Below are 19,826 nucleotides of genomic sequence, written 5' to 3'. Positions count from 1 at the left end.
GTTTAACCCTCTTGTTGTAATTGTTCTTCATAGGAATCTAAATTAGCTAATATTTTTTCGCTCAACCTAGGCTCCTTGATATCTTTGTATTTTTTTAACGATTGCAATAAGATTGAAGCAACTATTACCCTTGCCGCCTTCTTATTATCTGCCGGAATAGAAAACCATGGCGCATGCTTTTTTGTAGTTTTTGAAATGGCCTCTTCATAACATTTCTGATAAACCGACCATAACTTACGTTCCTTTAGGTCACCCGGAGAAAATTTCCAATGCTTATCCTTAACGGCAAGCCTACGTAATAACCGCTGACGCTGTTCCTCTTTGGATAAGTTTAAAAAGAATTTAAAAATTATGGTGCCGTTTTCTGCCAAATGCCGCTCAAAGTCATTGATTTGTTCAAAACGTTTATCCCAAAACTTCTGATCTATATCATCAACATCGTGTATACCGGGTATATGTTCATTGAGAATGTATTCTGGATGAACCCTTGTAACCAACACATTTTCATAATGGGTTCTATTAAAGACCCCAAATTTTCCCTTGGCAGGTAAGGCTATATAGTGCCTCCAAAGATAATTATGGCTCAACTCCAAATCCGTAGGTACTTTAAAACTATGAACTTCTACCCCGCTGACATTAAAGTCCTTGAATACTTCACGAATTAAACTGTCCTTACCAGCAGTATCCATACCCTGTAAGCAGACCAAAATACTATACTTGTCATGGGCATATATAGTGTCCTGGAACTCCCCAAGTTCCCTTCTTATTCCGGAGAGTTCTTTTTTTAATTCCTTATCCGTTTTGCCAAAATCCTCTAAAGTTGGCACATGTTCCAACTTAAAATTTTCACTGACCTTATATTTTTCTATATCTATTTTATCCATACTGAAATATAAAGTTAAAATTTAATAGTTACCAATTCTATATGAACAACGTTTGCAAATAACATCCGTTAATCGTGCTACTTGGGTATTGTATCGAAAATAATAGAAAGACCCCACCACAAAGCTTAAATTTAAAATTGTAAAGTCCCAAATTTTACAATCTTAAAACCTACCAATGAAGAAGTATACCTATATTTTCTGCATTCTCTCCATGCTATTGTTGTCCTCCTTTAGCTCCAATTTAGAATGTGAGTATGCAAATAGCAATATGGCTTTTGCCAAAGCAAGAATAGTAGAAGCATTACAAACAGAGGATATTAACAAAGCCAGGTTTTACACCTATAAAGCCCTTAACGCCCTTGAAAAGTCCAAAGTACAATTAAGCCAATGTGGATGTACACGAGCCAAGGACAGAATGGAAGAAAATTTAGAGCATTTAAAAGCGGCCACAAAATCGACCACTTTAATTGGAACTAAAAATTTCTTGAAAAAATCTATTGAGATAACGAATAACACTATGCTTGTTCTAGCAGAGCATGATAATCATAATAGCGTATACGCCGATAATCTATTGGCCATGAATACCTCTACAAAATCGATATCCAAAAATGAAGCCATTAGGGTAAAAGAGCCATCTAGCTTGAATGAAAAAATTGACCAATCTTTGGAAAAATATAGAATATCCCTGAATAAAGTAGTTGAAACCGTTGATTGTAAGGAGGCATATATTTTTGCCAAGCGAATTTTTAACGAATGCGAGCAACAGTTATTAAAAACAGACTTATCCGAAGGTAGTAAGTACTATAATTTAAGAACAAAAGAAATTACCCAAAATGCATTAAACAAATTGGGTAACTGTTCCAAACCTATAAGAAGTAGGTAATATTATTTACTGGCAAATAGTTTTACGTCATCCTCTGATACGTTTTGACCTCCCAGGATAATAAGACGTTCCACTACGTTTCTTAATTCCCTAATATTTCCGGTCCAATCATAGGCTTTCAACAATTTGATCGCTCCGTCAGAAAATGTTTTTGTAGCCATACCCTGTTCTTCGCAAATCTTTTTTGAAAAATGTTGAATCAATAAAGGTATATCATCCCTCCTATCATTTAAACTAGGTACCTGTATCAAAATAACGGCAAGTCTATGATATAGATCTTCCCTAAAATTACCATCTTCAATTTCTTTTTTTAAATTTTTGTTGGTGGCCGCAATAACCCTAACATCAACCTTAATATCCTTATCCGTACCAACCCTAGAGATTTTACTTTCCTGTAGTGCCCTTAAAACCTTTGCTTGGGCAGAAAGGCTCATGTCACCAATCTCGTCTAAAAATATGGTTCCTTTATTGGCTGCTTCAAATTTACCGGCCCTGTCTTTAACAGCCGAGGTAAACGCTCCTTTAACATGGCCAAATAGTTCACTTTCTATAAGTTCCGATGGAATGGCCGCACAGTTTACCTCTATGAACGCGGCACTACTTCTACCACTTTTTTCGTGGATCCAATGCGCTACCAACTCTTTACCCGTTCCGTTAGAGCCGGTAATTAAAACTCTGGCATCTGTAGGGGCAACCTTCTCTATCATTTCCTTGATGGTGCTAATTTCTTTACTTTCACCGATCATCTCATAATTCTTGCTGACCTTTTTCTTTAGCTTTTTATTTTCAACCACCAATACTTTTCTATCCAAAGCATTCCTGACCGTGGTTAACAACCTATTTAAATCTGGTGGTTTTGAAATATAGTCAAAGGCGCCAAGGCGCATTGTATTTACAGCAGTATCCAGATCACCATGACCTGAAATCATGATAAAAGGTATTTCCGGCTTAATTTTTCTTGCCGCTTCTAGCACTTCTACCCCATCCATTTTAGGCATTTTAATATCACAAAGAACCAGATCATAGTCGTTATCCTTTATGGTCTCTATACCTTTTAATCCATCTTCCGCCTCTTCAACGGAGTACGCATCATTTTCTTCGCTAAGAATCTTGACCAACACCCTTCTAATTGCCGCCTCATCTTCAATTACCAAAATTTTTGACATCCTTTAGTTTTTTAAATTCCAATTCTAAAACCGGTCCTGAAATACAGACCTGCTTCATCATTTAATGTAAATATATCATTCCTTTCCTCATCTCGTAACACCCCATTTTGAAATAAGGAATGACCGCCTATAAGGTAAACGGATATATCTTTCGTTATTTTATACTGATATCCTAAAGTCAATAATAGTGCCGTAGATGATACATCTGTAGACAAATTATTTCCTGGAAGTAAAATATTGTTCTGGATATTCACGTAATATCCGTCCAAAAAAAGTTCGGTCTGAAAAAAGTGTCCTTTTTTAGTAAAGTACTTCATACCAGATTTTGGAGCCCCTAAAATATAGGACCAGTTAGCATGAAATCTTTTTTCAAAATATAAAAAGGGTAAGGGAACATCTATTGGAGAAGTACCATTGTAAGATAGCCCCATAACCAAAATATAAGGTTTTTCCACATCCTTTATATTTTTATATGCCCCTGCCGTAAGATTAACATTGAAGTCATCTTGCTGTAAGTCTTCAACGAAATTAGAGGACCATCTAGGAGTTACCACACCAACCAAGCGCCAGTTTTCACTAAGCTTATACATATAGGCCATATTAACATCTACAACATGAAATTTTTTTATATCGCCCGCATTTGGAAATAAGTCATCTGGAACTTCAAAATTGTACCGATTATACTCTGCCCCCAAGATTACATAGTCCTTTTTATTACGAACAGCTATAGGTATATTCATTACCAACTTAATACGGGAAGTTTCTACTTGGGCACTATTGTCTGGCATTAACATATACTCTAACCTAAACACATCTGGTGTTTGGCCAAGAACAAATTGCCAAAAAAACATTAAACTGAAAAAAAGAAACGTTCCTTCTCTCTTTACACCCATACTTTTCTTGTTATTCATTGCTTAGGGTGCCTTGTTGAAAAATATGAACGTCCCTTTGAGGAAAGGGTATAGTAATCTTATTTTTTCTAAACTCGGCATCAATTTTATACCGCAATTCACTTTTAACACGTGGTACGGAAAAACTATCGGAAATATAAAAATTAAGAGCAAAAATTAATGCAGAATCACCAAAGTCCTCAAACAGAACAAAGGGTTTAGGACTTTTTAAGACATTACGATGTGTCTTAATGATTTCCAACAAAAGCCGTGTTACAAGTTCAACATCTGTTCCGTAAGCCACACCAATACGAATAGCCTCCCTTGTCGTTTTATGGTTTTGGGTATAATTATATATGATATCACTAATAAACTTATGATTGGGGATTATAATGACCTTATCATCTCTGGTAACGGCCCGTGTAGTCCTTAATTTTATTTCAAAAACCTTACCCACCTTACCATCTATTTCAATAATATCGCCAACTCTGAGCGATTTATCCACGATAATGAAAATACCACCAATAATATCCTGGAAAATTTCCTGTAATGCCAGACCTAAACCTACGAACAAGGCAGCAGATGCCGTGATTAAAATGGTAATATTAATACCGGCCGCACTCATTGTAAACAAGATGACCACAACATATACAAGGTATTTAATGAACTTGAAGATACTAATGAACTTTAGCTTGTCATCCGTTTCCATATTTCTGGTAAAAAACCTTCGTATGGCCTGTAAAACAGTACTGGTAAGCAAAAAGGCTATCGTTAACAAAAGTAAAAGTCCTACAGTGATATGAATAGACTTTTCACCTTCGCCAAAGTGGTAACCAAGGTCAAGGAATTTCTTTATGGTACCCCAGACATCATCTTCTATAATTTCCTTTAACTTTTCGGTACCCTCTTGTATCATTAAGAATATTTGAGCCATCTGAACAAATCTTTATAACTAGGCTTTTTGCCATACATAAGAATACCCACCCTATATATTTTGGCCGCAACCCATACTATACCAATAAATGTAGCTATTAAAATTAAAATAGAGCTGATCAATTGCCAAACCGGTACACCACCTTCACCTATACCCCATGGTAAACGCATAAGCATAACTATTGGCGACGTTAACGGAAAAAGTGAAAACGCAACGGCAATGGGGCCATTTGGATTGCTAAAAACAGAAAAGAACCCAACATAAATTGCCAGCATAAGAGGTAAGATAACCGGAAAAATAAACTGCTGCGTGTCCGTTTCATTATCCACGGCAGCTCCTATGGCCGCATAAATAGAACTATAGATTAAATATCCCAGTACAAAATAGATAATAAAGAAAATCAACATAGCCAATATAGGAATCTCAAAAATTTCCTGGGCATACAGTTGAATATTTTGAGTAACGGTATCTACATCCATTCCAGAACCATTGCCCATTGTCTGAGGCATACCACCTTTTGTCAACGTAGAAGGATCTATATCAAAAATTGCCAGACCTACAAATAGCAAAATAATACCCGAAACAATCCAAATACCAAATTGGGTAATACCTGCAAGTGAGGTTCCTATAATCTTACCCATCATTAAATGAAAAGGTTTTACAGATGATATAATGACCTCAATAATACGACTGGTTTTTTCCTCAATAACACTACGCATTACAAAACCTCCATAAATAATTATGAACATCATGATCAAATACCCAAATGCACCACCGATTACCGCCTTAATTTCGTTAATGCCCTTTATATTCTGCAACCCATCAAATGTTTCTATATTAAGACTATAACTGCGGTCCATTTCTGCATATTCTTTAGGGGAAAGACCCAACTCCCTTAAGCGTTCCTGACGCAATCTACCGGTAATTATGTTTTCCAATTTTTCAAGTACAGCGGCACTAGGAGCATCATTACTATAAAAAAAAGCACGTTGTGCCACGCGTTCCAAATTTGGTTCTTCAGGTAAATATACCAAACCATAATACCCCAAACTTACGGTAGAATCCTTTGCCTGTGCTAAGGTTAAATCCTTAAAATTTACATATGAAGTGGCCTTATTAGCAACAAATTCATTGGTGAAATATCCGCTTTCGTTAAGTACCGCAATGATTCTTTTTTCATTATCGTTCAATTGCGTCAAGTAAGATATCAGCAAAATCATACCAACCATTAGTAAAGGACTTAAGAAAGTCATAATTACAAATGACTTGTTCCTAACTTTTGCCAAATACTCCCTTTTAATAATCAGCGGCAATTTATTCATGAGTTGTATTTCTTTTTTGGATGGTCTGAATAAAAATATCATTGGCCGATGGTATTGTTTCCATAAAGCCGTTGATATTGGCTTTTTGACCTAAATAGTTTAAAATCTCCCTAGAATCGTTTGTAGGTAATTGAACGGAAATATTCAACTGGCCCTCTTTACTATCATAATCGTGATTTAAAACATTAAAACGCTCTTGCAAATCACCTATTAATCCATTAGGTGATAAACACTCCATTCCAATTTTAAAGATATTGTTTTTATAAGCTTTCTTAATTTCTGCCAGCTTGCCGTCCAGAATTTTTTCAGATTTATGAATAAGGGCAATATGCTCGCACAATTCCTCTACGGACTCCATACGGTGCGTTGAAAATATAATCGAGGTTCCTTTTTCCTTTAGCTCCAGAATCTGTTCTTTGATGATATTGGCATTAATGGGATCAAAACCACTAAAAGGTTCATCGAAAATCAATAATTTAGGTTCGTGTAATACGGTTACCACAAATTGTATCTTTTGAGCCATACCTTTGGAAAGCTCTTGTATTTTTTTATTCCACCAATCTCCAATTTCTAATTTTTCAAACCAATATTTTAAGCGTTTTTTGGCTTCGGCTTTAGGCAAACCTTTTAATTGTGCCAGATAAAGGGCCTGCTCACCCACTTTCATACTTTTGTAAAGGCCTCTTTCTTCTGGTAGATATCCTATTTGTGCAATATGACCAGGGTTTAAAGGTTCTCCATCAAAATAAACGGCCCCTTGATCAGGATAGGTTATTTGATTGATAATACGAATCAATGTGGTTTTACCCGCACCATTAGGCCCAAGTAAACCATAAATACTGTTTTTTGGAATTTCTAGGGAAACGTCTTTTAAAGCTAAATGGTCACCGTATTGCTTTGTGACATTTGTAGCTACCAAAATGTTGTTCATGTAAGCAATTTGTTCAAAGATATTGATTTGTTTTGACTAGCTATATTCATTAGAAATTCATTACAGCATAATTATATTTTGTAAAGAATTGATTGACAGCCGCCTAATAAAAAGCAAAACCCACCCTTAATAAATCAAGGATGGGAAAAAAATTGCTATGAAAAAGAAAATTAATATTGGTTGCCCAATATTATCTCAAATATACGTTTTTTATTTAAAAACAATCTTATTTAAGTTAAGAGAACATATCTTTAACTTTTTCAAAAAATGATTTGTCAGATTTCTCCGGTCTAGGCTCAAAATTATCGTTGCCGTTCATTTTTTCGAAAAACTCTCGCTGTTCCTTATTTAATTCTTTAGGGGTCCATACATTAACGTGAACAAGCAAATCTCCCGATCCATAACCGTTTAAACTGGAAATACCCTTACCTCTTAATCGTAATATTTTGCCGGACTGGATTCCTGGTTCTAATTTTATGCGCACCTTGCCACCAACAGCATCTATTTCTTTAGAAGTTCCCAAAACTGCTTCTGAAATACTTACATAAAGGTCATAGTGAAGGTTGTCCCCCTCACGCTTTAACGTGCTATGTTCCTGTGTTTCTATGGCAACCAATAAATCTCCAGGAACACCGTTACCCGGTGCATCATTACCTTTATTTGGAACTTTAAGCTGCATACCATCCTCTACACCTGCAGGTATATTTATAGAAACCGTTTCTTCTGCCACTTTAAGGCCTTGGGCATCAGCATCATTTGGCTTGCTATCCAATATCTGCCCACTACCACCACAAGCGCTACACACTGCTGCGGTCTGCATTCTTCCTAAGATAGTATTCTGTATTTTGGTCACTTGTCCCCTACCGCCACATGTACTACATGTTTTATAAGTAACACCATCTGCCTGTACCTTTCTTCTAACCTTGACCTTTTTCTCTACACCATTGGCAACCTCTTCTAAACTAAGGGTCACCCGTATTCTAAGATTACTTCCTTTAGCCCGTCTTTGACCGCCACCGCCGCCAAAACCGCTAAATCCGCCACCGCCAAAGCCACCGAAGATATCACCGAACTGGCTGAAAATATCATCCATATTCATTCCGCCGCCGCCAAAACCGCCGCCGCCTTCAAAAGCACTGTGTCCAAATTGATCATAGCGCGCTTTCTTATCCGGGTCACTTAACACCTCATAAGCTTCGGCAGATTTTTTAAACATTTCCTCAGCTTCACTATCACCGGGGTTTTTATCCGGGTGATACTGTAATGCCTTTTTACGGTACGCTTTTTTAATTTCCGCAGCAGAAGCACCTTTACTTAAGCCCAGTACTTCATAATAATCTTCCTTCATGCCAATTTTTTAATTTCCTACTACAACTTTTGGATGTCTAATGATACGGTCACCCAAGGAGAACCCTTTTTCTATTACATCAATAATCTTACCTTTCATCTTTTCATCGGGTGCAGGTATCTGTGTAATGGCCTCGTGAATTTCCGCATCAAATACATCTCCCGCCTTTACCTCTAACATTTGCAACCCTTTGGATTTTAAAGTCTCCCTAAGTTTTACGTTGATCAACTCAATACCCTTAAAAACCTCTTCGTCATCAGATTTTGCCAATTCTTTCATTGCCCTATCAAAATCATCCAAAACGGGTAATAATGAAACAATTACTTCTTGGCCAGCAGTCTTGAATAAATCCATGCGCTCCTTTGACGTACGCTTTTTATAGTTTTCAAATTCCGCGAACAATCTTAAAAATTTATCCTTTTCTTTCGCCAAATCTTCTCTAAGTACTTCTTCTTCTGTACGCTCATCTACATCCTCCCCATCTTCAAGGGCCGCCTCTTGCTCATTTATATCATCTTCTTGAATTTCATTTTCCAAGAATTCGTCATCTAAAGTGTTTTCTTTATCACTCATAATTTATTCTAATATTTAAATCGCCGATTAAGAGCAGGCAAAAGTACTGCCAATTCTTTAAAAATGTCAAAATGTCACAAAAGATTAAAAAAAAATCCGCCAAAAAGCGGATTCATACTCTATGACCATAATTATTTTAATGGTTCAAGACACAAACTCATTAGTAACCTTGGTTTTAGAATCGATACATTGAGCATCATTCTTAAAAATTTCTGACAGAGCATGACAAATATTGGTATATTGAAATACGAAGCCCTCTTCTTCTATTTTCTTACTACTAACTCGTTGGCTAGCAAATAATAGATAGGCCATTTTACCTAATATAGTATACATTACAAATTTGGGAATATTGGGCAAAACCAAAGGTCTTTCCAAGTTTTTGGCAATTTCCTTTACCATTTTTGCATTGGTTACCGGGTTTGGAGCAACGCCATTAAAAACACCCTCTAGCTCATATTGTGCCACATGCACAAAAATTCTGGCCAAATCTGAGATGTGGATCCAAGACTGCCATTGTTCACCACTACCAAATGCCGTTCCAACAAAATATTTAACCGGTTTTGCCATCTGAGGCAAAGCGCCTCCTTTATTGGACATAACCAAACCAATCCTTACCTTGGCAACAATGAGTCCCAATTGTTTGAATTCATCAGCCTTTTCCTCCCAAACCTGTACTACGCGCCCCAGGAAACTATCATCTACCTCTGACTCCTCTTCACTATAATAATTACTTAATGAATTAGGATACACCCCTATTGCGGAAGCCGACACCAATGAGGTAACGGTATGGTCTGCCGTATTCATAAGGGTTTGCTTTAAAAGTCCCAAAGAATTTACACGACTGTCCAATATGGTTTTCTTATAGCTAGACGTCCAACGTTTTGAAATGCTTGCCCCCGCCAAATTAATGATTACGGACACATTTTTTAGACAATCCGAATCTATTTCAGCCTTTTCAGGATTCCAATAATAACCTTGATAATTGGGCTTAGATACAATTTTACCCTTATTGGTAGTCAGGTAGTTTACATCATATCCTTTTTCATGGCATTGAGATACTAACTCGCTACCAACCAAACCCGTTGCACCTGTTATCAATACTTTCATAACATAAAGGTATTCCTTTTGATGCTTCTTTAAATGCTATTTAATTTCGATTTAACATTGTTGTTCAATGCGTTGGCATTTTTAAAAAAATTCAAAACCAATAAAATTGGGCCTTTTAAAAAATTTAAGGTTTTCTTGCCCTCAACATTTCTCTTTTACCCGGTGGCCCGGGTAATCTTTCTACCAAAAAACCCACATCTAACATAGCCCTCCTAACACTGCCTTTAGCAGCATAAGTAACCAGATAACCGCCTTTTTTAAGGGCCTTGAACATTATCATAAAAATTTCATAGGTCCAAAGTTCTGGTTGTACGCGTGCACCAAAAGCATCAAAGTACACCAAATCATACTGCTCTATATCCGTTATTTCCTTAAAATCTTTTTGTTGTTTTTTAAGGCGGAAGCCAGAGGTAATAGGCACGAGTTTCTCCCATGGTGATGAATGCATTTCATTAAACGTTTTTTGTCGAGAAAGCACATTCAGCTCTTCTAAATAATTTAATTGGGCCAATTCCTCCCCAGAGACCGGGAATGCCTCTACCCCAGTATAGTCTATGTTTAATTTTTGGGCGTCAGCTTCTAAAAGGGTTATCAAGGCATTTAAACCGGTGCCGAAACCAATTTCCAAAATATGAAGTGGACAATCTTTGTAAAGGTGCAACCCAGAGTGGATAAACACATGATAAGCTTCTTGTATGGCTCCATGTTTAGAATGATATTGTTCATTCCAATCTTTTATCTGAATGGTCTTTGAACCATCTGCCGTAGTAATAATTTCCCGTTTCAAACTAATTGGGTATTACTACACCAGACGCTTCAAAACTATACGTTCTTTTTGGCGCAGTGATTTTAGCAATTTCAGTTTCATCTTTACCGGCATCTTTAGCATAATGCCTTTGATCGGCAATACTCATTTCTTCAACATAGGCCAAACCGTTCATTATCACGGTTTTTTCAACAATATCATTTGGCATAAAAAAACCATAGTCTTTAAAGCGTACCATTGCCTGCTCTCCTTGTGGAAGTTCTATGACCATCCAGCAGCCTTTGACTTTGCAGACTTCATTGACTTTGGATCTTATAGTGACATTCAAAGTATCCGTAACAGCCAAATCATTGTAAAGGGCCATAACCTCTTCATTTGATTTTATATCCTTAAGCTCAAAGAATTCCCCTAAAACGGTTTGATCATTATTTTCTACGTTTGCCTGCTTCTGTAGCTGGGCCTGACATGATAAAACCCCAAATAATAATACAAGTAATATGTTAAATCCTTTCATAAATCTTAAAAATGATGAATTCCCTGCAAATCTGGTCAATTTTAATTTAAAAAAGAAGGACCAATAGCGATATTTGTTTAATTTTATTCCACTAAAGTTACATATTTTATGAGCATTGAAGCCAAAAACATCATTGTAGAAAAGGTAAAAAATTCAAAAATTGACCAAGTTGATTTTGATAATCTTGCATTTGGTTCTGTATTCACGGATCACATGGTGGTCTGCACCTACAAAAATGGCGTCTGGGAAACCCCTACCATTGTTCCATATCAACCAATTACTTTAGACCCTTCATCTAAAATCTTTCATTACGGACAATCCATTTTTGAAGGAATGAAAGCTTATAAAGATACTAGTGGTGACGTGTTTTTGTTCAGGCCATTAGATAACTTTAAGCGTTTGAATATTTCTGCGGAAAGAATGTGTATACCACAAATTCCCCAAGAATATTTTATGGACAGTTTAACCACTTTATTAAACTTGGACAAAGCATTTATTCCTACGCAAGAAGGGAGTTCTTTATATATAAGACCGTTTATGTTCGCTTCAGGAAATGGTTTTCATGCGTCACCGGCCAATGAGTATAAATTTATAATTGCTTGTGCCCCTTCCGGGTCCTATTTTAGCGGTAAGGTAAAGGTATTGATAGAAGAAAAATATTCTAGGTCTGCTAATGGTGGTGTTGGTTTTGCAAAAGCAGGTGGTAACTACGCCGGTCAATTTTATCCAACACAACTTGCCATAGATAAAGGATACAATCAAGTTATTTGGACAGATGATACCAACCATGAGTTTATTGAAGAGGCTGGGGCAATGAATATTTTTATTAGAATAAACGACACCTTAATGACTGCTCCTACAAGTGACCGAATACTGGACGGTATTACCCGTAAAAGTATTTTGGAGATAGCCAAGGATCAAGGAATAAAGACCGAAGTAAGAAAAATATCTGTAAAAGAAGTTGTAGAAGCAGCCAAAAACGGCTCTTTAAAAGAAATGTTCGGTGCAGGTACTGCAGCGGTAATTTCTCCAATATCCGGTTTTGGTTACCGCGACACAACGTATGAATTACCAGAACTACAACAAAGTTATGGCGCTAGATTAAAGAAAATAATCACGGATATTCAATACAATAAAAGCGAAGACAAATTTGGTTGGCGCTATAAAGTTGAAAAGTAACAAAAAAGGGCCATTAGGCCCTTTTATTTTTTTAGAATAGCCTCTATGTCCGGCCTAAAATAATTAGGGCCTTTTAACACCTTACCATCTTCCCTGTATATAGGCTTGCCATCAGCTCCCAATTTACTCATATTACTACGCTGTATTTCATTGAATACTTCCTCTATTTTATACTGCATACCGTGCTCTAAAATAGTACCGCATAAAATATACAACATGTCACCAAGGGCATCTGCAACCTCTACCATATCATTATTCTGGGCAGCTTCTAAATACTCCTTGTTTTCCTCGTCCATTAAATTAAATCGTAACATATTTTTAGCACTACCTAAATCTGCTTGCATGTTGTCCGATACACCTAGACCAAAAGAGTTATGAAATTCTTTAACGGCTTTTAATTTATTTTTCATTTATATTTAGTGGTTTTCTATTAGCTTTGCGTAAAAATAGGGAATATGTTCAGCACCGGACAAATTGTTTTTGCAATCGTTTTCGCAGTAGTTTTTGCCATTATTATCATCTTATCTTATAAAAAAGAGCGCAAACAACACCAAAAAAACTTCAAAGGCGTTAAATGGATCGGTATTTTCTTTGCACTATTCATAATCTCACTGCTTTGCACTAAATATTTTCTTAACAAATAGTTAATATTTTACCTACACCACAAAAATTAGCCTTCTTACAACAGAAAGAAGCTTTTTACACCTTTAATATAACAAATAATGTAATTTTGCGTTATTCATACATAAGGGCAATTAATTATGATGACATTTCTTACGATTTTTCTAATTTTAGTAGGTATAAATTTTCTTATGGTGATCGCTAGTCTTTTAAGTGTATCCCAAAAATCCAAAGCAACTACTAAAAAATTGAACAACGAACCAGTTTCTGTAATCTATCCTTTAGATTTATTGACCACTAGCTACAAGAAAGCAGTATAGTTTTTTACCTTTATAAGGTATGAAACAATTTTTATTAGTTTTCTTGGGAGGAGGATTTGGTAGTATACTTCGCTATTATATCTCCAAAACATTAAACCCCTATTATTCTAATTTTTATTTAGGAACTTTTTTGGTCAATATAATTGGCTGTCTTCTTATAGGTCTTTTGATTGGCCTAACATTAAAACATAATTACCTTACTCAAAACCAGACATTATTATTAGCTACCGGATTTTGTGGAGGGTTTACAACATTCTCTACTTTTGCCTTGGAAGGCAATTTATTATTTAAGGAGTACTCCTTATTACATGCATCACTTTATACGGGACTAAGTGTTGCAATTGGCATATTGGCCATATCATTAGGACTTTACCTCAGCAAGATGTTATAAAAATAACATTAACCCCGTCTATTTTTATTTTTTGATTTTTTTTTAGCAAAATCGCGATTTATTGCACAATCGTCAGGTTATTTGCTAAAAATCTGACAATTAATTCAAATCGTGCCGATTTTTATTTTTCTCAATAGGCACTATCCTTAAAATTAACTACATCAAATACGGATACCCTAAAAAAAATGGGGTATAAATTGCGATACTCATAAAAATCACCAAACACCCCCATAAAAAATTAGGGTGTATATCATTTTAACATATATTTGGCAATATCAAAAACTTAGTCAAATGAAAAAAATCGAGGCAATTATCAGAAAATCAAAATTTGACGATGTCAAAGAGGCATTACATCAAATAGAGGTTAATTTCTTCAGTTACTGGGATGTAACGGGAGTAGGAAATGAAAAACAAGGTCATGTCTACCGTGGTATTTCGTATAGCACTACCGATATACAGCGCAGATACTTATCTATTGTAGTATCGGATGACTTTTTAGAAAAAGCGGTGAATTCCATTTTAGAATCTGCTTACTCCGGTAACGTGGGTGATGGTAAAATATTTGTATCCGAAGTACTAGAAGCATACCGAATTAGAACTAAGGAGAGCGGATTAGCAGGAATCAACTAAAACGAAAACACTAACTAAAAATAAAAAAAGATGGACGCAGGATTATTTACAGCAAACAACGTATGGATGATGTTGGCTACCGCATTGGTATTCTTCATGCACACAGGATTTGCCTTTTTAGAAATTGGATTGACCAGACAAAAAAACACGATTAACATATTATTCAAGAATATTTTCATCATAACCGGTGGTTTACTTCTGTATTATGCATTTGGATTTAACCTTATGTACCCAGGTTTTGAAGATGGGGACATGGGAATCTTAAAATTTAGCATGGATAGCTTTGGTATTGCTGCCCCAGAAGGCGGTATGACACCTGATTATGCTGATGGAGGTTACACATGGTGGACAGACTTCTTATTTCAAGGAATGTTTGCCGCTACAGCAGCAACAATTGTTTCAGGAGCAGTAGCAGAGCGTATAAAAATTGGATCATTTATGATCTTCACCGTAATCTACGTAGGTCTAGTTTATCCTATAGTAGGTGCCTGGAAATGGGGCGGTGGATTCTTGGATTCATGGGGATTCTATGATTTCGCAGGTTCTACATTGGTACACTCTGTAGGTGGTTGGGCTGCTTTGGTTGCCGTCTTCTTACTAGGTTCCAGAATTGGAAAATTTGGCAAGGATGGAAAACCAAATGCAATACCAGGACACAATATTCCTTTGGCTACGGCAGGTGTTTTAATACTATGGTTAGGTTGGTTTGGATTTAATGGCGGTTCCGTACTGTCTGCAGATCCAGAATTAACTTCTCTAGTATTGGTAACAACTAGTTTAGCTGCTGCTGCAGGTGGGTTTGGAGCAATGATCACTTCCACCATATTATACAAGAATTTAGATTTGACCATGTTCTTGAACGGTATTCTTGGTGGCTTGGTTGGTATTACAGCAGGTGCAGATTTAATGTCACCTAACGAGGCCGTAATTATTGGACTTATTGCAGGTGTAATTATCGTATTTGGAGTAGCATTAATAGATAAACTTAAATTGGATGATCCTGTGGGTGCCATAGCGGTACACTTGATCTGTGGTATCTGGGGAACATTGGCTGTTGGTATTTTCGGCAGCATGGCCAGTGGCGCACAGTTTATGACTCAACTATACGGCGTATTGATCGTAGGTGGTTTCTGTATAATAACTTCAGGAATTATATTGGGCGTCTTAAAAGCGACATTAGGTTTACGAGTTGCTAAAGAAGAAGAAGTTGAAGGTCTAGACATTCATGAGCACGGTATGGATGCGTATGCAGACTTTAGAATGAATCAGCACTAAAAATAGTACGGAGCGTTTTGCAGAACGCTCCGTTACATAACCTTTTCAATAAAATTTTACTCAAATTAATTCATCCTTTATAAAGGATTAAATCAAAAACTTATGAAAACGATTATAAATACAAAGTACGTAAAAAATATTTTTGCAACAGGTCTTATGCTTTTTGCCGCTGCCGGAGTGGTAGCTCAAGAAGAGGAAGAGAAAAAAGTCAGTATTAGTGGTTCTGTGGATGCTTACTATCAAACAAATTTAAGTGCATCAGATGCTACACCTCAATCATTCGGTAGTTCTTTTGCCAATGAATTAGGATTTGCTTTAGGTATGGCCAATATAATTGCCGCTTACGAAGGGGAAAAAACAGGGGTAGTTGCAGATGTTGTTTTTGGACCTAGAGGCGATGATGCAGTTGGTGGATATAACCTAAACCAATTATATGCATACTGGAATGTATCTGATGCTACTACATTAACAATGGGTAGATTCAACACATACCTAGGATACGAAGTAATTTCACCTGTAGCTAACTTTAACTACAGCACATCTTACCTGTTCTCTAGCGGACCTTTTTCCCATGTTGGTTTAAAAGCAGATTTTGCACTTTCTGATGATTTCAGCTTAATGTTGGCAATTATGAATGTAACGGACACAAACAATAACTTAACCGGCGCTTACTCTGCAGGAGCTCAATTAGGTTATGCCGGTCAATTCTTAAATTTTTACTATGATGGCGGAGAAGCTTTAGGTTTTGAAATTGATTATACAGGTGGTTTTGATCTTTCTGATGAATTCTTTTTAGGAATAAATGCAGCTTATGCAGACAATGATGGTGAAGGTTTCTCAGGTGTAGCTCTTTATCCACAATACGCAACATCAGATGACTTCTCTATTGGTTTAAGAGGTGAGTATTTCTCTGTAATGTCAGATTTAGTAGAAGATGACCCAAGCGTTCTTGCATTAACTTTAACTGGTAGCTACTCAGTAGAAAACTTAATTATTAAGCCTGAAATTAGATTAGATTCTTGGGGTAGTGATGTAGAGCCTTATTTTGATGCAGATGGTGCAGCTTCTAAAAGCTTATCTTCATTCTTAATAGCAGCTATCTACTCTTTCTAGTCGTTGATATAATTAATGGTTGATTTTATAGTTTAAGTTTTAAAACCTCGGCAATACCTGCCGAGGTTTTTTACTTTCATTATTAATGTTTAAAATCTTTTACCCCTACTCTAATTTCTGTATCCAAGTTATTTTCTTTTGGCACAATAGGACAACTATACTTTTTATTATAGGCACAATATGGATTATAGGCTTTATTAAAATCTAAAACAATTGTATTGCCATTCGGTATTCTTAAATCTAAATACCTACCGCCACCATAAGTTTCTTCTCCATTGGTTTGATCCGTAAAAGGCAAAAACAAATAATCTTCATATTCTTTTTGGGTTATTAAATCTGGTGATTGATATATTTCCAACTCATGCTCCTTACCGTTTAAAGTAAACTTAGCAATACCATAGACAACTTCCGTTGATTGTCTCCCTGTTGTAGTTGGCATAGCAAAAGGTAAAGCTTCCGGGGTTCTTATCAGCTTTGCTTCAACAATGTAATTAGTGTCCGGTTCAAAAAAAGCTAACGTTTCAAAAGTTGCCCTAAACCGATCCGGTAAAGGAGAAGTTTCCGGATTTTTAAATTCAGCGTTCAACTCTTCTTGAAACATTAAAATATCCGCTAACTTATCTGTCTTTGCTATAGACTTTATATCTGGTTTGGCGTCATGATACTTTTTTTCCTGACCGCATGAAACAACAACGCATAACATCAATACTATAAGACTTATTCTCATTTCTCTACTTTTACAATTCAAAAATACAATATATTCATTGTAAGTTTTTCAGATAACAATGTACTTTAAAAGTCAAAATCCACCTATATGAAATTTATATACCTCTTTATTCTTTTACCGATTCTTCTAATTAGTTGCAACCAAAAAAAGGATGAAAAAGAAAAAGTAATTACCAACGAAGAAATTAGAACCCTGCCCGAGCTAAATCCTGAAAATTACAATGTTGCCTTTCTTATTATGAACGGTACTTTCAATACTGAATTTACCGCACCTTTCGATATTTTTCAACATACAAAATTTAGAAAAGGTATTAAGGCAATGAATACCTTTACGATAGCAAATACGCTAGAACCCATTACCACTTTTGAAGGCGTACGCATTTTGCCCGACTATGATTATACAAAGGATGAACTGCCTACAATTGACATTTTGGTTGTCCCTAGCGCAGAACATTCTATGGATAGCGATTTGAAGGATATAGCGATGATCAATTTCATTAAACAGGTAGATAAAAACGCATTGTATGTTACCAGTCATTGCGATGGCGTTTTTCCTTTAGCAAAAGCAGGAATTTTAGACGCTGTTGCATCAACCACTTTTCCTAGTGATATTGAAAATTACAAAACCATGTTTCCTCACCTAAACATAAAGGACAATGTGTTATTTGTTCATGACGGAAAATACATTACCTCTGCAGGAGGTGCAAAAAGTTTTGAAGCCGCATTGTACTTATGCCAAGTTCTTTATGGTGAAGACATTGCAAAATCTCTTGCAAAAGGATTGGTCATAGATTGGGATTTAGAACAAGTTCCACACCTTATTGTGGAATAATATCATAACGAGCTTCGTTTAAATATTTTTCTATAAGCTCATTAAATTCTGGAGTAATTCTAAGTAATGCAGAATTTTCAAGGGCGTACAATTCTGTTTTATCGGTATACCCATTTTTTAATAGCTCCTCCAAATAAAAAAGAGCCGTTCCAAAATCTTCCATCCCGGCACTTATTGATATGATTTTAAGGTAAGAATCATATTCTTTTGGTGCCGTTATCGTCTTGATCATATATAACAAATTCAATGCCTCTACATCTACTTTTTCTGCGGAAGCTACATAATCTATATTATCTGCAATCAGTGCATTTATATACCCTCTTAATCTACTTGCAGATTGCCTTTCAAAAAGCTGGGTACTTTCATCCAATTTATCCAATTCCTTCATTTGATAGTTCCACCATCCTAAATTAGCGTAGTTATAGGTTAAAATATCCTCTTCCAAATAATAACCATAATCGCCTTTTGCAAAGGCTTCTTTTAGGATGATATTGTTTTGGGATCTAATTGCCTTTTTATAGGAAGAGCTTCGCTTCAACAATTTTTTTGTCGTTTTTAAAGAATCCATCGGTATTAAAGGCGCAAAAATCCTTTCAATATCAGAAATAAGATAGGTTGCCAAAATAGGGCGTTCATTATTAAGTAATGTATTTGCCTTGATCAATAGATCATTATAGGTATTGTCAATCAAGGAACTGTCCTTTGTAATATGATTTTTTGCCATGCTACTTAAGGTAAATAACCTCATAGCCATAGCCAAGGTATTGCCATCAGGTAATAATTGCTGTCCATCATACACGAACAACTGATTTGGAAATTTTAGTTTATCCAAAACTTTACGCTCCTCCAACATTTCGGGAAAATTATAATCTGCCCTATTTACAAGACCAATGATTTGGAATTTTTGCTTTAGGTTCAATATATCTATATTACCTACGGTAGCACCAACGGAAATAACTCCTTTAATTTCCTTTATAAAAGTGGGCAGTATAGAAGCAAATTTTGCGCCGCTCCCAAAACCTGCCGTATATGTACTATTATTCATTATAGGTAACGCCGCAACAACCGCATTTAGCATTCTATTTGCTATCAGCACATTTTCGCTTAAAGAAAGAGTGTCATTTAAACTGTAAGAGCTGGCCAAAATATACCCTTCTTTTTCCGCTGCATTTGCCAACATTGAAATTGAGGATTTGGCCTTACCTTTCATATCCGTTACAAAAATAACGGGCCATGCCGTATTAAGACTAAAATTAGATGGGATGTAAAGGGCAAACTTTTCATCCATTGAACCATCAACTAGAACATTCTCTGTAATTCCGCCTTTAACCAACTTAATATCCTGAGAAAAAATGATGGTCGTAAAAAGCAATAAGGTGTAAAGTAGTATTTTTTTCATCTTTAATTCAACATCAAAAATC

22 protein-coding genes are annotated in these 19,826 nt (G+C 36.0%); 8 read left to right on the top strand and 14 right to left on the bottom strand.

Annotation, left to right across the window (positions count from 1 at the left end):
• Window positions 1-2 precede the first annotated feature (2 nt).
• A complete protein-coding gene (locus ABVM52_RS13100) occupies window positions 3-884 on the bottom strand; it encodes a PPK2 family polyphosphate kinase (protein ID WP_405381203.1) in 882 nt (293 codons plus the stop codon).
• 175 nt (window positions 885-1,059) lie between these two features.
• Between ABVM52_RS13100 and ABVM52_RS13095 the strand changes: the two genes are divergently transcribed.
• A complete protein-coding gene (locus tag ABVM52_RS13095; RefSeq protein WP_405381201.1) occupies window positions 1,060-1,767 on the top strand; it encodes a hypothetical protein in 708 nt (235 codons plus the stop codon).
• A 2-nt stretch (window positions 1,768-1,769) separates the two neighbouring features.
• Here the strand turns inward: ABVM52_RS13095 and ABVM52_RS13090 are convergent, their stop codons facing one another.
• From ABVM52_RS13090 to ABVM52_RS13045, 10 genes are all read right to left on the bottom strand, one after another.
• Window positions 1,770-2,933: a sigma-54-dependent transcriptional regulator gene (locus tag ABVM52_RS13090; protein ID WP_405381199.1), complete on the bottom strand. Its 1,164-nt coding sequence runs from the start codon at window positions 2,931-2,933 to the stop codon at window positions 1,770-1,772.
• Window positions 2,934-2,944: 11 nt separating this feature from the next.
• Window positions 2,945-3,844, bottom strand: coding sequence for a DUF6268 family outer membrane beta-barrel protein (locus tag ABVM52_RS13085; RefSeq protein WP_405381197.1), 900 nt, complete (start codon window positions 3,842-3,844; stop codon window positions 2,945-2,947).
• Window positions 3,837-4,757 (bottom strand): mechanosensitive ion channel family protein, encoded by a 921-nt coding sequence (locus ABVM52_RS13080; RefSeq protein ID WP_405381195.1) that lies wholly within the window; start codon window positions 4,755-4,757, stop codon window positions 3,837-3,839. The genes ABVM52_RS13085 and ABVM52_RS13080 overlap by 8 nt, the downstream gene beginning before the upstream one ends.
• Window positions 4,739-6,079: an ABC transporter permease gene (locus ABVM52_RS13075; protein ID WP_405385130.1), complete on the bottom strand. Its 1,341-nt coding sequence runs from the start codon at window positions 6,077-6,079 to the stop codon at window positions 4,739-4,741. The genes ABVM52_RS13080 and ABVM52_RS13075 overlap by 19 nt, the downstream gene beginning before the upstream one ends.
• Window positions 6,072-7,010 (bottom strand): ABC transporter ATP-binding protein, encoded by a 939-nt coding sequence (locus ABVM52_RS13070; RefSeq protein WP_405381193.1) that lies wholly within the window; start codon window positions 7,008-7,010, stop codon window positions 6,072-6,074. The genes ABVM52_RS13075 and ABVM52_RS13070 overlap by 8 nt, the downstream gene beginning before the upstream one ends.
• 235 nt (window positions 7,011-7,245) lie before the next feature.
• Window positions 7,246-8,358 carry a molecular chaperone DnaJ gene (gene dnaJ / locus ABVM52_RS13065; protein ID WP_405381191.1) on the bottom strand — a complete coding sequence of 371 codons (1,113 nt, stop codon included), beginning with the start codon at window positions 8,356-8,358 and terminating at the stop codon, window positions 7,246-7,248.
• Window positions 8,359-8,367: 9 nt separating this feature from the next.
• A complete protein-coding gene (locus tag ABVM52_RS13060) occupies window positions 8,368-8,931 on the bottom strand; it encodes a nucleotide exchange factor GrpE (protein WP_405381189.1) in 564 nt (187 codons plus the stop codon).
• Window positions 8,932-9,075: 144 nt separating this feature from the next.
• Window positions 9,076-10,038 carry a TIGR01777 family oxidoreductase gene (locus ABVM52_RS13055; protein ID WP_405381187.1) on the bottom strand — a complete coding sequence of 321 codons (963 nt, stop codon included), beginning with the start codon at window positions 10,036-10,038 and terminating at the stop codon, window positions 9,076-9,078.
• Between the two features lie 124 nt (window positions 10,039-10,162).
• The gene (mnmD, locus tag ABVM52_RS13050; RefSeq protein WP_405381185.1) at window positions 10,163-10,825 is read right to left on the bottom strand and encodes a tRNA (5-methylaminomethyl-2-thiouridine)(34)-methyltransferase MnmD; all 663 of its coding nucleotides are present in this window, start codon (window positions 10,823-10,825) and stop codon (window positions 10,163-10,165) included.
• A gap of 1 nt (window position 10,826) precedes the next feature.
• Entirely contained in the window at window positions 10,827-11,318 is a 492-nt protein-coding gene (locus ABVM52_RS13045) for a DUF4920 domain-containing protein (RefSeq protein ID WP_405381183.1), read from the bottom strand.
• A gap of 108 nt (window positions 11,319-11,426) precedes the next feature.
• Here ABVM52_RS13045 and ABVM52_RS13040 point away from each other — a divergent pair, with 108 nt between their 5' ends.
• A complete protein-coding gene (locus ABVM52_RS13040) occupies window positions 11,427-12,497 on the top strand; it encodes a branched-chain amino acid aminotransferase (RefSeq protein WP_405381181.1) in 1,071 nt (356 codons plus the stop codon).
• A gap of 23 nt (window positions 12,498-12,520) precedes the next feature.
• Here ABVM52_RS13040 and ABVM52_RS13035 read toward each other — a convergent pair whose 3' ends face one another.
• Entirely contained in the window at window positions 12,521-12,907 is a 387-nt protein-coding gene (locus ABVM52_RS13035; protein ID WP_405381179.1) for a hypothetical protein, read from the bottom strand.
• 351 nt (window positions 12,908-13,258) lie between these two features.
• Here ABVM52_RS13035 and ABVM52_RS13030 point away from each other — a divergent pair, with 351 nt between their 5' ends.
• The 5 genes from ABVM52_RS13030 (at window position 13,259) to ABVM52_RS13010 (ending at window position 16,847) form a co-directional block, all read left to right on the top strand.
• Complete coding sequence (locus ABVM52_RS13030; protein WP_405381177.1) at window positions 13,259-13,438, top strand: hypothetical protein; 180 nt, start codon at window positions 13,259-13,261, stop codon at window positions 13,436-13,438.
• A gap of 19 nt (window positions 13,439-13,457) precedes the next feature.
• Window positions 13,458-13,829 (top strand): fluoride efflux transporter CrcB, encoded by a 372-nt coding sequence (crcB, locus tag ABVM52_RS13025; protein ID WP_405381175.1) that lies wholly within the window; start codon window positions 13,458-13,460, stop codon window positions 13,827-13,829.
• Window positions 13,830-14,120: 291 nt separating this feature from the next.
• On the top strand, window positions 14,121-14,459 hold the full coding sequence (locus tag ABVM52_RS13020; protein ID WP_405381173.1) for a P-II family nitrogen regulator: 339 nt from the start codon (window positions 14,121-14,123) through the stop codon (window positions 14,457-14,459).
• Window positions 14,460-14,489: 30 nt separating this feature from the next.
• Window positions 14,490-15,734 (top strand): ammonium transporter, encoded by a 1,245-nt coding sequence (locus ABVM52_RS13015; protein WP_405381171.1) that lies wholly within the window; start codon window positions 14,490-14,492, stop codon window positions 15,732-15,734.
• A gap of 102 nt (window positions 15,735-15,836) precedes the next feature.
• Window positions 15,837-16,847, top strand: a complete 1,011-nt coding sequence (locus ABVM52_RS13010; protein ID WP_405381169.1) for an outer membrane beta-barrel protein — start codon at window positions 15,837-15,839, stop codon at window positions 16,845-16,847.
• Window positions 16,848-16,929: 82 nt separating this feature from the next.
• On the opposite strand, the gene ABVM52_RS13005 is transcribed toward ABVM52_RS13010, so the two are convergent.
• Complete coding sequence (locus tag ABVM52_RS13005; RefSeq protein ID WP_405381167.1) at window positions 16,930-17,574, bottom strand: DUF1684 domain-containing protein; 645 nt, start codon at window positions 17,572-17,574, stop codon at window positions 16,930-16,932.
• An 87-nt stretch (window positions 17,575-17,661) separates the two neighbouring features.
• Between ABVM52_RS13005 and ABVM52_RS13000 the strand changes: the two genes are divergently transcribed.
• Window positions 17,662-18,405 carry a DJ-1/PfpI family protein gene (locus ABVM52_RS13000; RefSeq protein ID WP_405381165.1) on the top strand — a complete coding sequence of 248 codons (744 nt, stop codon included), beginning with the start codon at window positions 17,662-17,664 and terminating at the stop codon, window positions 18,403-18,405.
• Here the strand turns inward: ABVM52_RS13000 and ABVM52_RS12995 are convergent.
• The gene (locus ABVM52_RS12995; RefSeq protein ID WP_405381163.1) at window positions 18,392-19,804 is read right to left on the bottom strand and encodes an alpha/beta hydrolase; all 1,413 of its coding nucleotides are present in this window, start codon (window positions 19,802-19,804) and stop codon (window positions 18,392-18,394) included. The genes ABVM52_RS13000 and ABVM52_RS12995 overlap by 14 nt on opposite strands.
• Between the last annotated feature and the right edge of the window lie 22 nt (window positions 19,805-19,826).

The organism is Maribacter sp. LLG6340-A2, from assembly GCF_045057105.1.
Lineage (GTDB): Bacteria > Bacteroidota > Bacteroidia > Flavobacteriales > Flavobacteriaceae > Maribacter.
Note: the sequence above shows the minus strand (reverse complement) of the source record. Positions and strands in the feature narration are given on the sequence as shown.

Coding starts and splice junctions, on each gene's coding strand:
- ABVM52_RS13100 (WP_405381203.1), bottom strand. CDS start 884: ATGGATAAAATAGATATAGAAAAATATAAGGTCAGTGAAAATTTTAAG.
- ABVM52_RS13095 (WP_405381201.1), top strand. CDS start 1,060: ATGAAGAAGTATACCTATATTTTCTGCATTCTCTCCATGCTATTGTTG.
- ABVM52_RS13090 (WP_405381199.1), bottom strand. CDS start 2,933: ATGTCAAAAATTTTGGTAATTGAAGATGAGGCGGCAATTAGAAGGGTG.
- ABVM52_RS13085 (WP_405381197.1), bottom strand. CDS start 3,844: ATGAATAACAAGAAAAGTATGGGTGTAAAGAGAGAAGGAACGTTTCTT.
- ABVM52_RS13080 (WP_405381195.1), bottom strand. CDS start 4,757: ATGGCTCAAATATTCTTAATGATACAAGAGGGTACCGAAAAGTTAAAG.
- ABVM52_RS13075 (WP_405385130.1), bottom strand. CDS start 6,079: ATGAATAAATTGCCGCTGATTATTAAAAGGGAGTATTTGGCAAAAGTT.
- ABVM52_RS13070 (WP_405381193.1), bottom strand. CDS start 7,010: ATGAACAACATTTTGGTAGCTACAAATGTCACAAAGCAATACGGTGAC.
- dnaJ (WP_405381191.1), bottom strand. CDS start 8,358: ATGAAGGAAGATTATTATGAAGTACTGGGCTTAAGTAAAGGTGCTTCT.
- ABVM52_RS13060 (WP_405381189.1), bottom strand. CDS start 8,931: ATGAGTGATAAAGAAAACACTTTAGATGACGAATTCTTGGAAAATGAA.
- ABVM52_RS13055 (WP_405381187.1), bottom strand. CDS start 10,038: ATGAAAGTATTGATAACAGGTGCAACGGGTTTGGTTGGTAGCGAGTTA.
- ABVM52_RS13045 (WP_405381183.1), bottom strand. CDS start 11,318: ATGAAAGGATTTAACATATTACTTGTATTATTATTTGGGGTTTTATCA.
- ABVM52_RS13040 (WP_405381181.1), top strand. CDS start 11,427: ATGAGCATTGAAGCCAAAAACATCATTGTAGAAAAGGTAAAAAATTCA.
- ABVM52_RS13035 (WP_405381179.1), bottom strand. CDS start 12,907: ATGAAAAATAAATTAAAAGCCGTTAAAGAATTTCATAACTCTTTTGGT.
- ABVM52_RS13030 (WP_405381177.1), top strand. CDS start 13,259: ATGATGACATTTCTTACGATTTTTCTAATTTTAGTAGGTATAAATTTT.
- crcB (WP_405381175.1), top strand. CDS start 13,458: ATGAAACAATTTTTATTAGTTTTCTTGGGAGGAGGATTTGGTAGTATA.
- ABVM52_RS13020 (WP_405381173.1), top strand. CDS start 14,121: ATGAAAAAAATCGAGGCAATTATCAGAAAATCAAAATTTGACGATGTC.
- ABVM52_RS13015 (WP_405381171.1), top strand. CDS start 14,490: ATGGACGCAGGATTATTTACAGCAAACAACGTATGGATGATGTTGGCT.
- ABVM52_RS13010 (WP_405381169.1), top strand. CDS start 15,837: ATGAAAACGATTATAAATACAAAGTACGTAAAAAATATTTTTGCAACA.
- ABVM52_RS13005 (WP_405381167.1), bottom strand. CDS start 17,574: ATGAGAATAAGTCTTATAGTATTGATGTTATGCGTTGTTGTTTCATGC.
- ABVM52_RS13000 (WP_405381165.1), top strand. CDS start 17,662: ATGAAATTTATATACCTCTTTATTCTTTTACCGATTCTTCTAATTAGT.
- ABVM52_RS12995 (WP_405381163.1), bottom strand. CDS start 19,804: ATGAAAAAAATACTACTTTACACCTTATTGCTTTTTACGACCATCATT.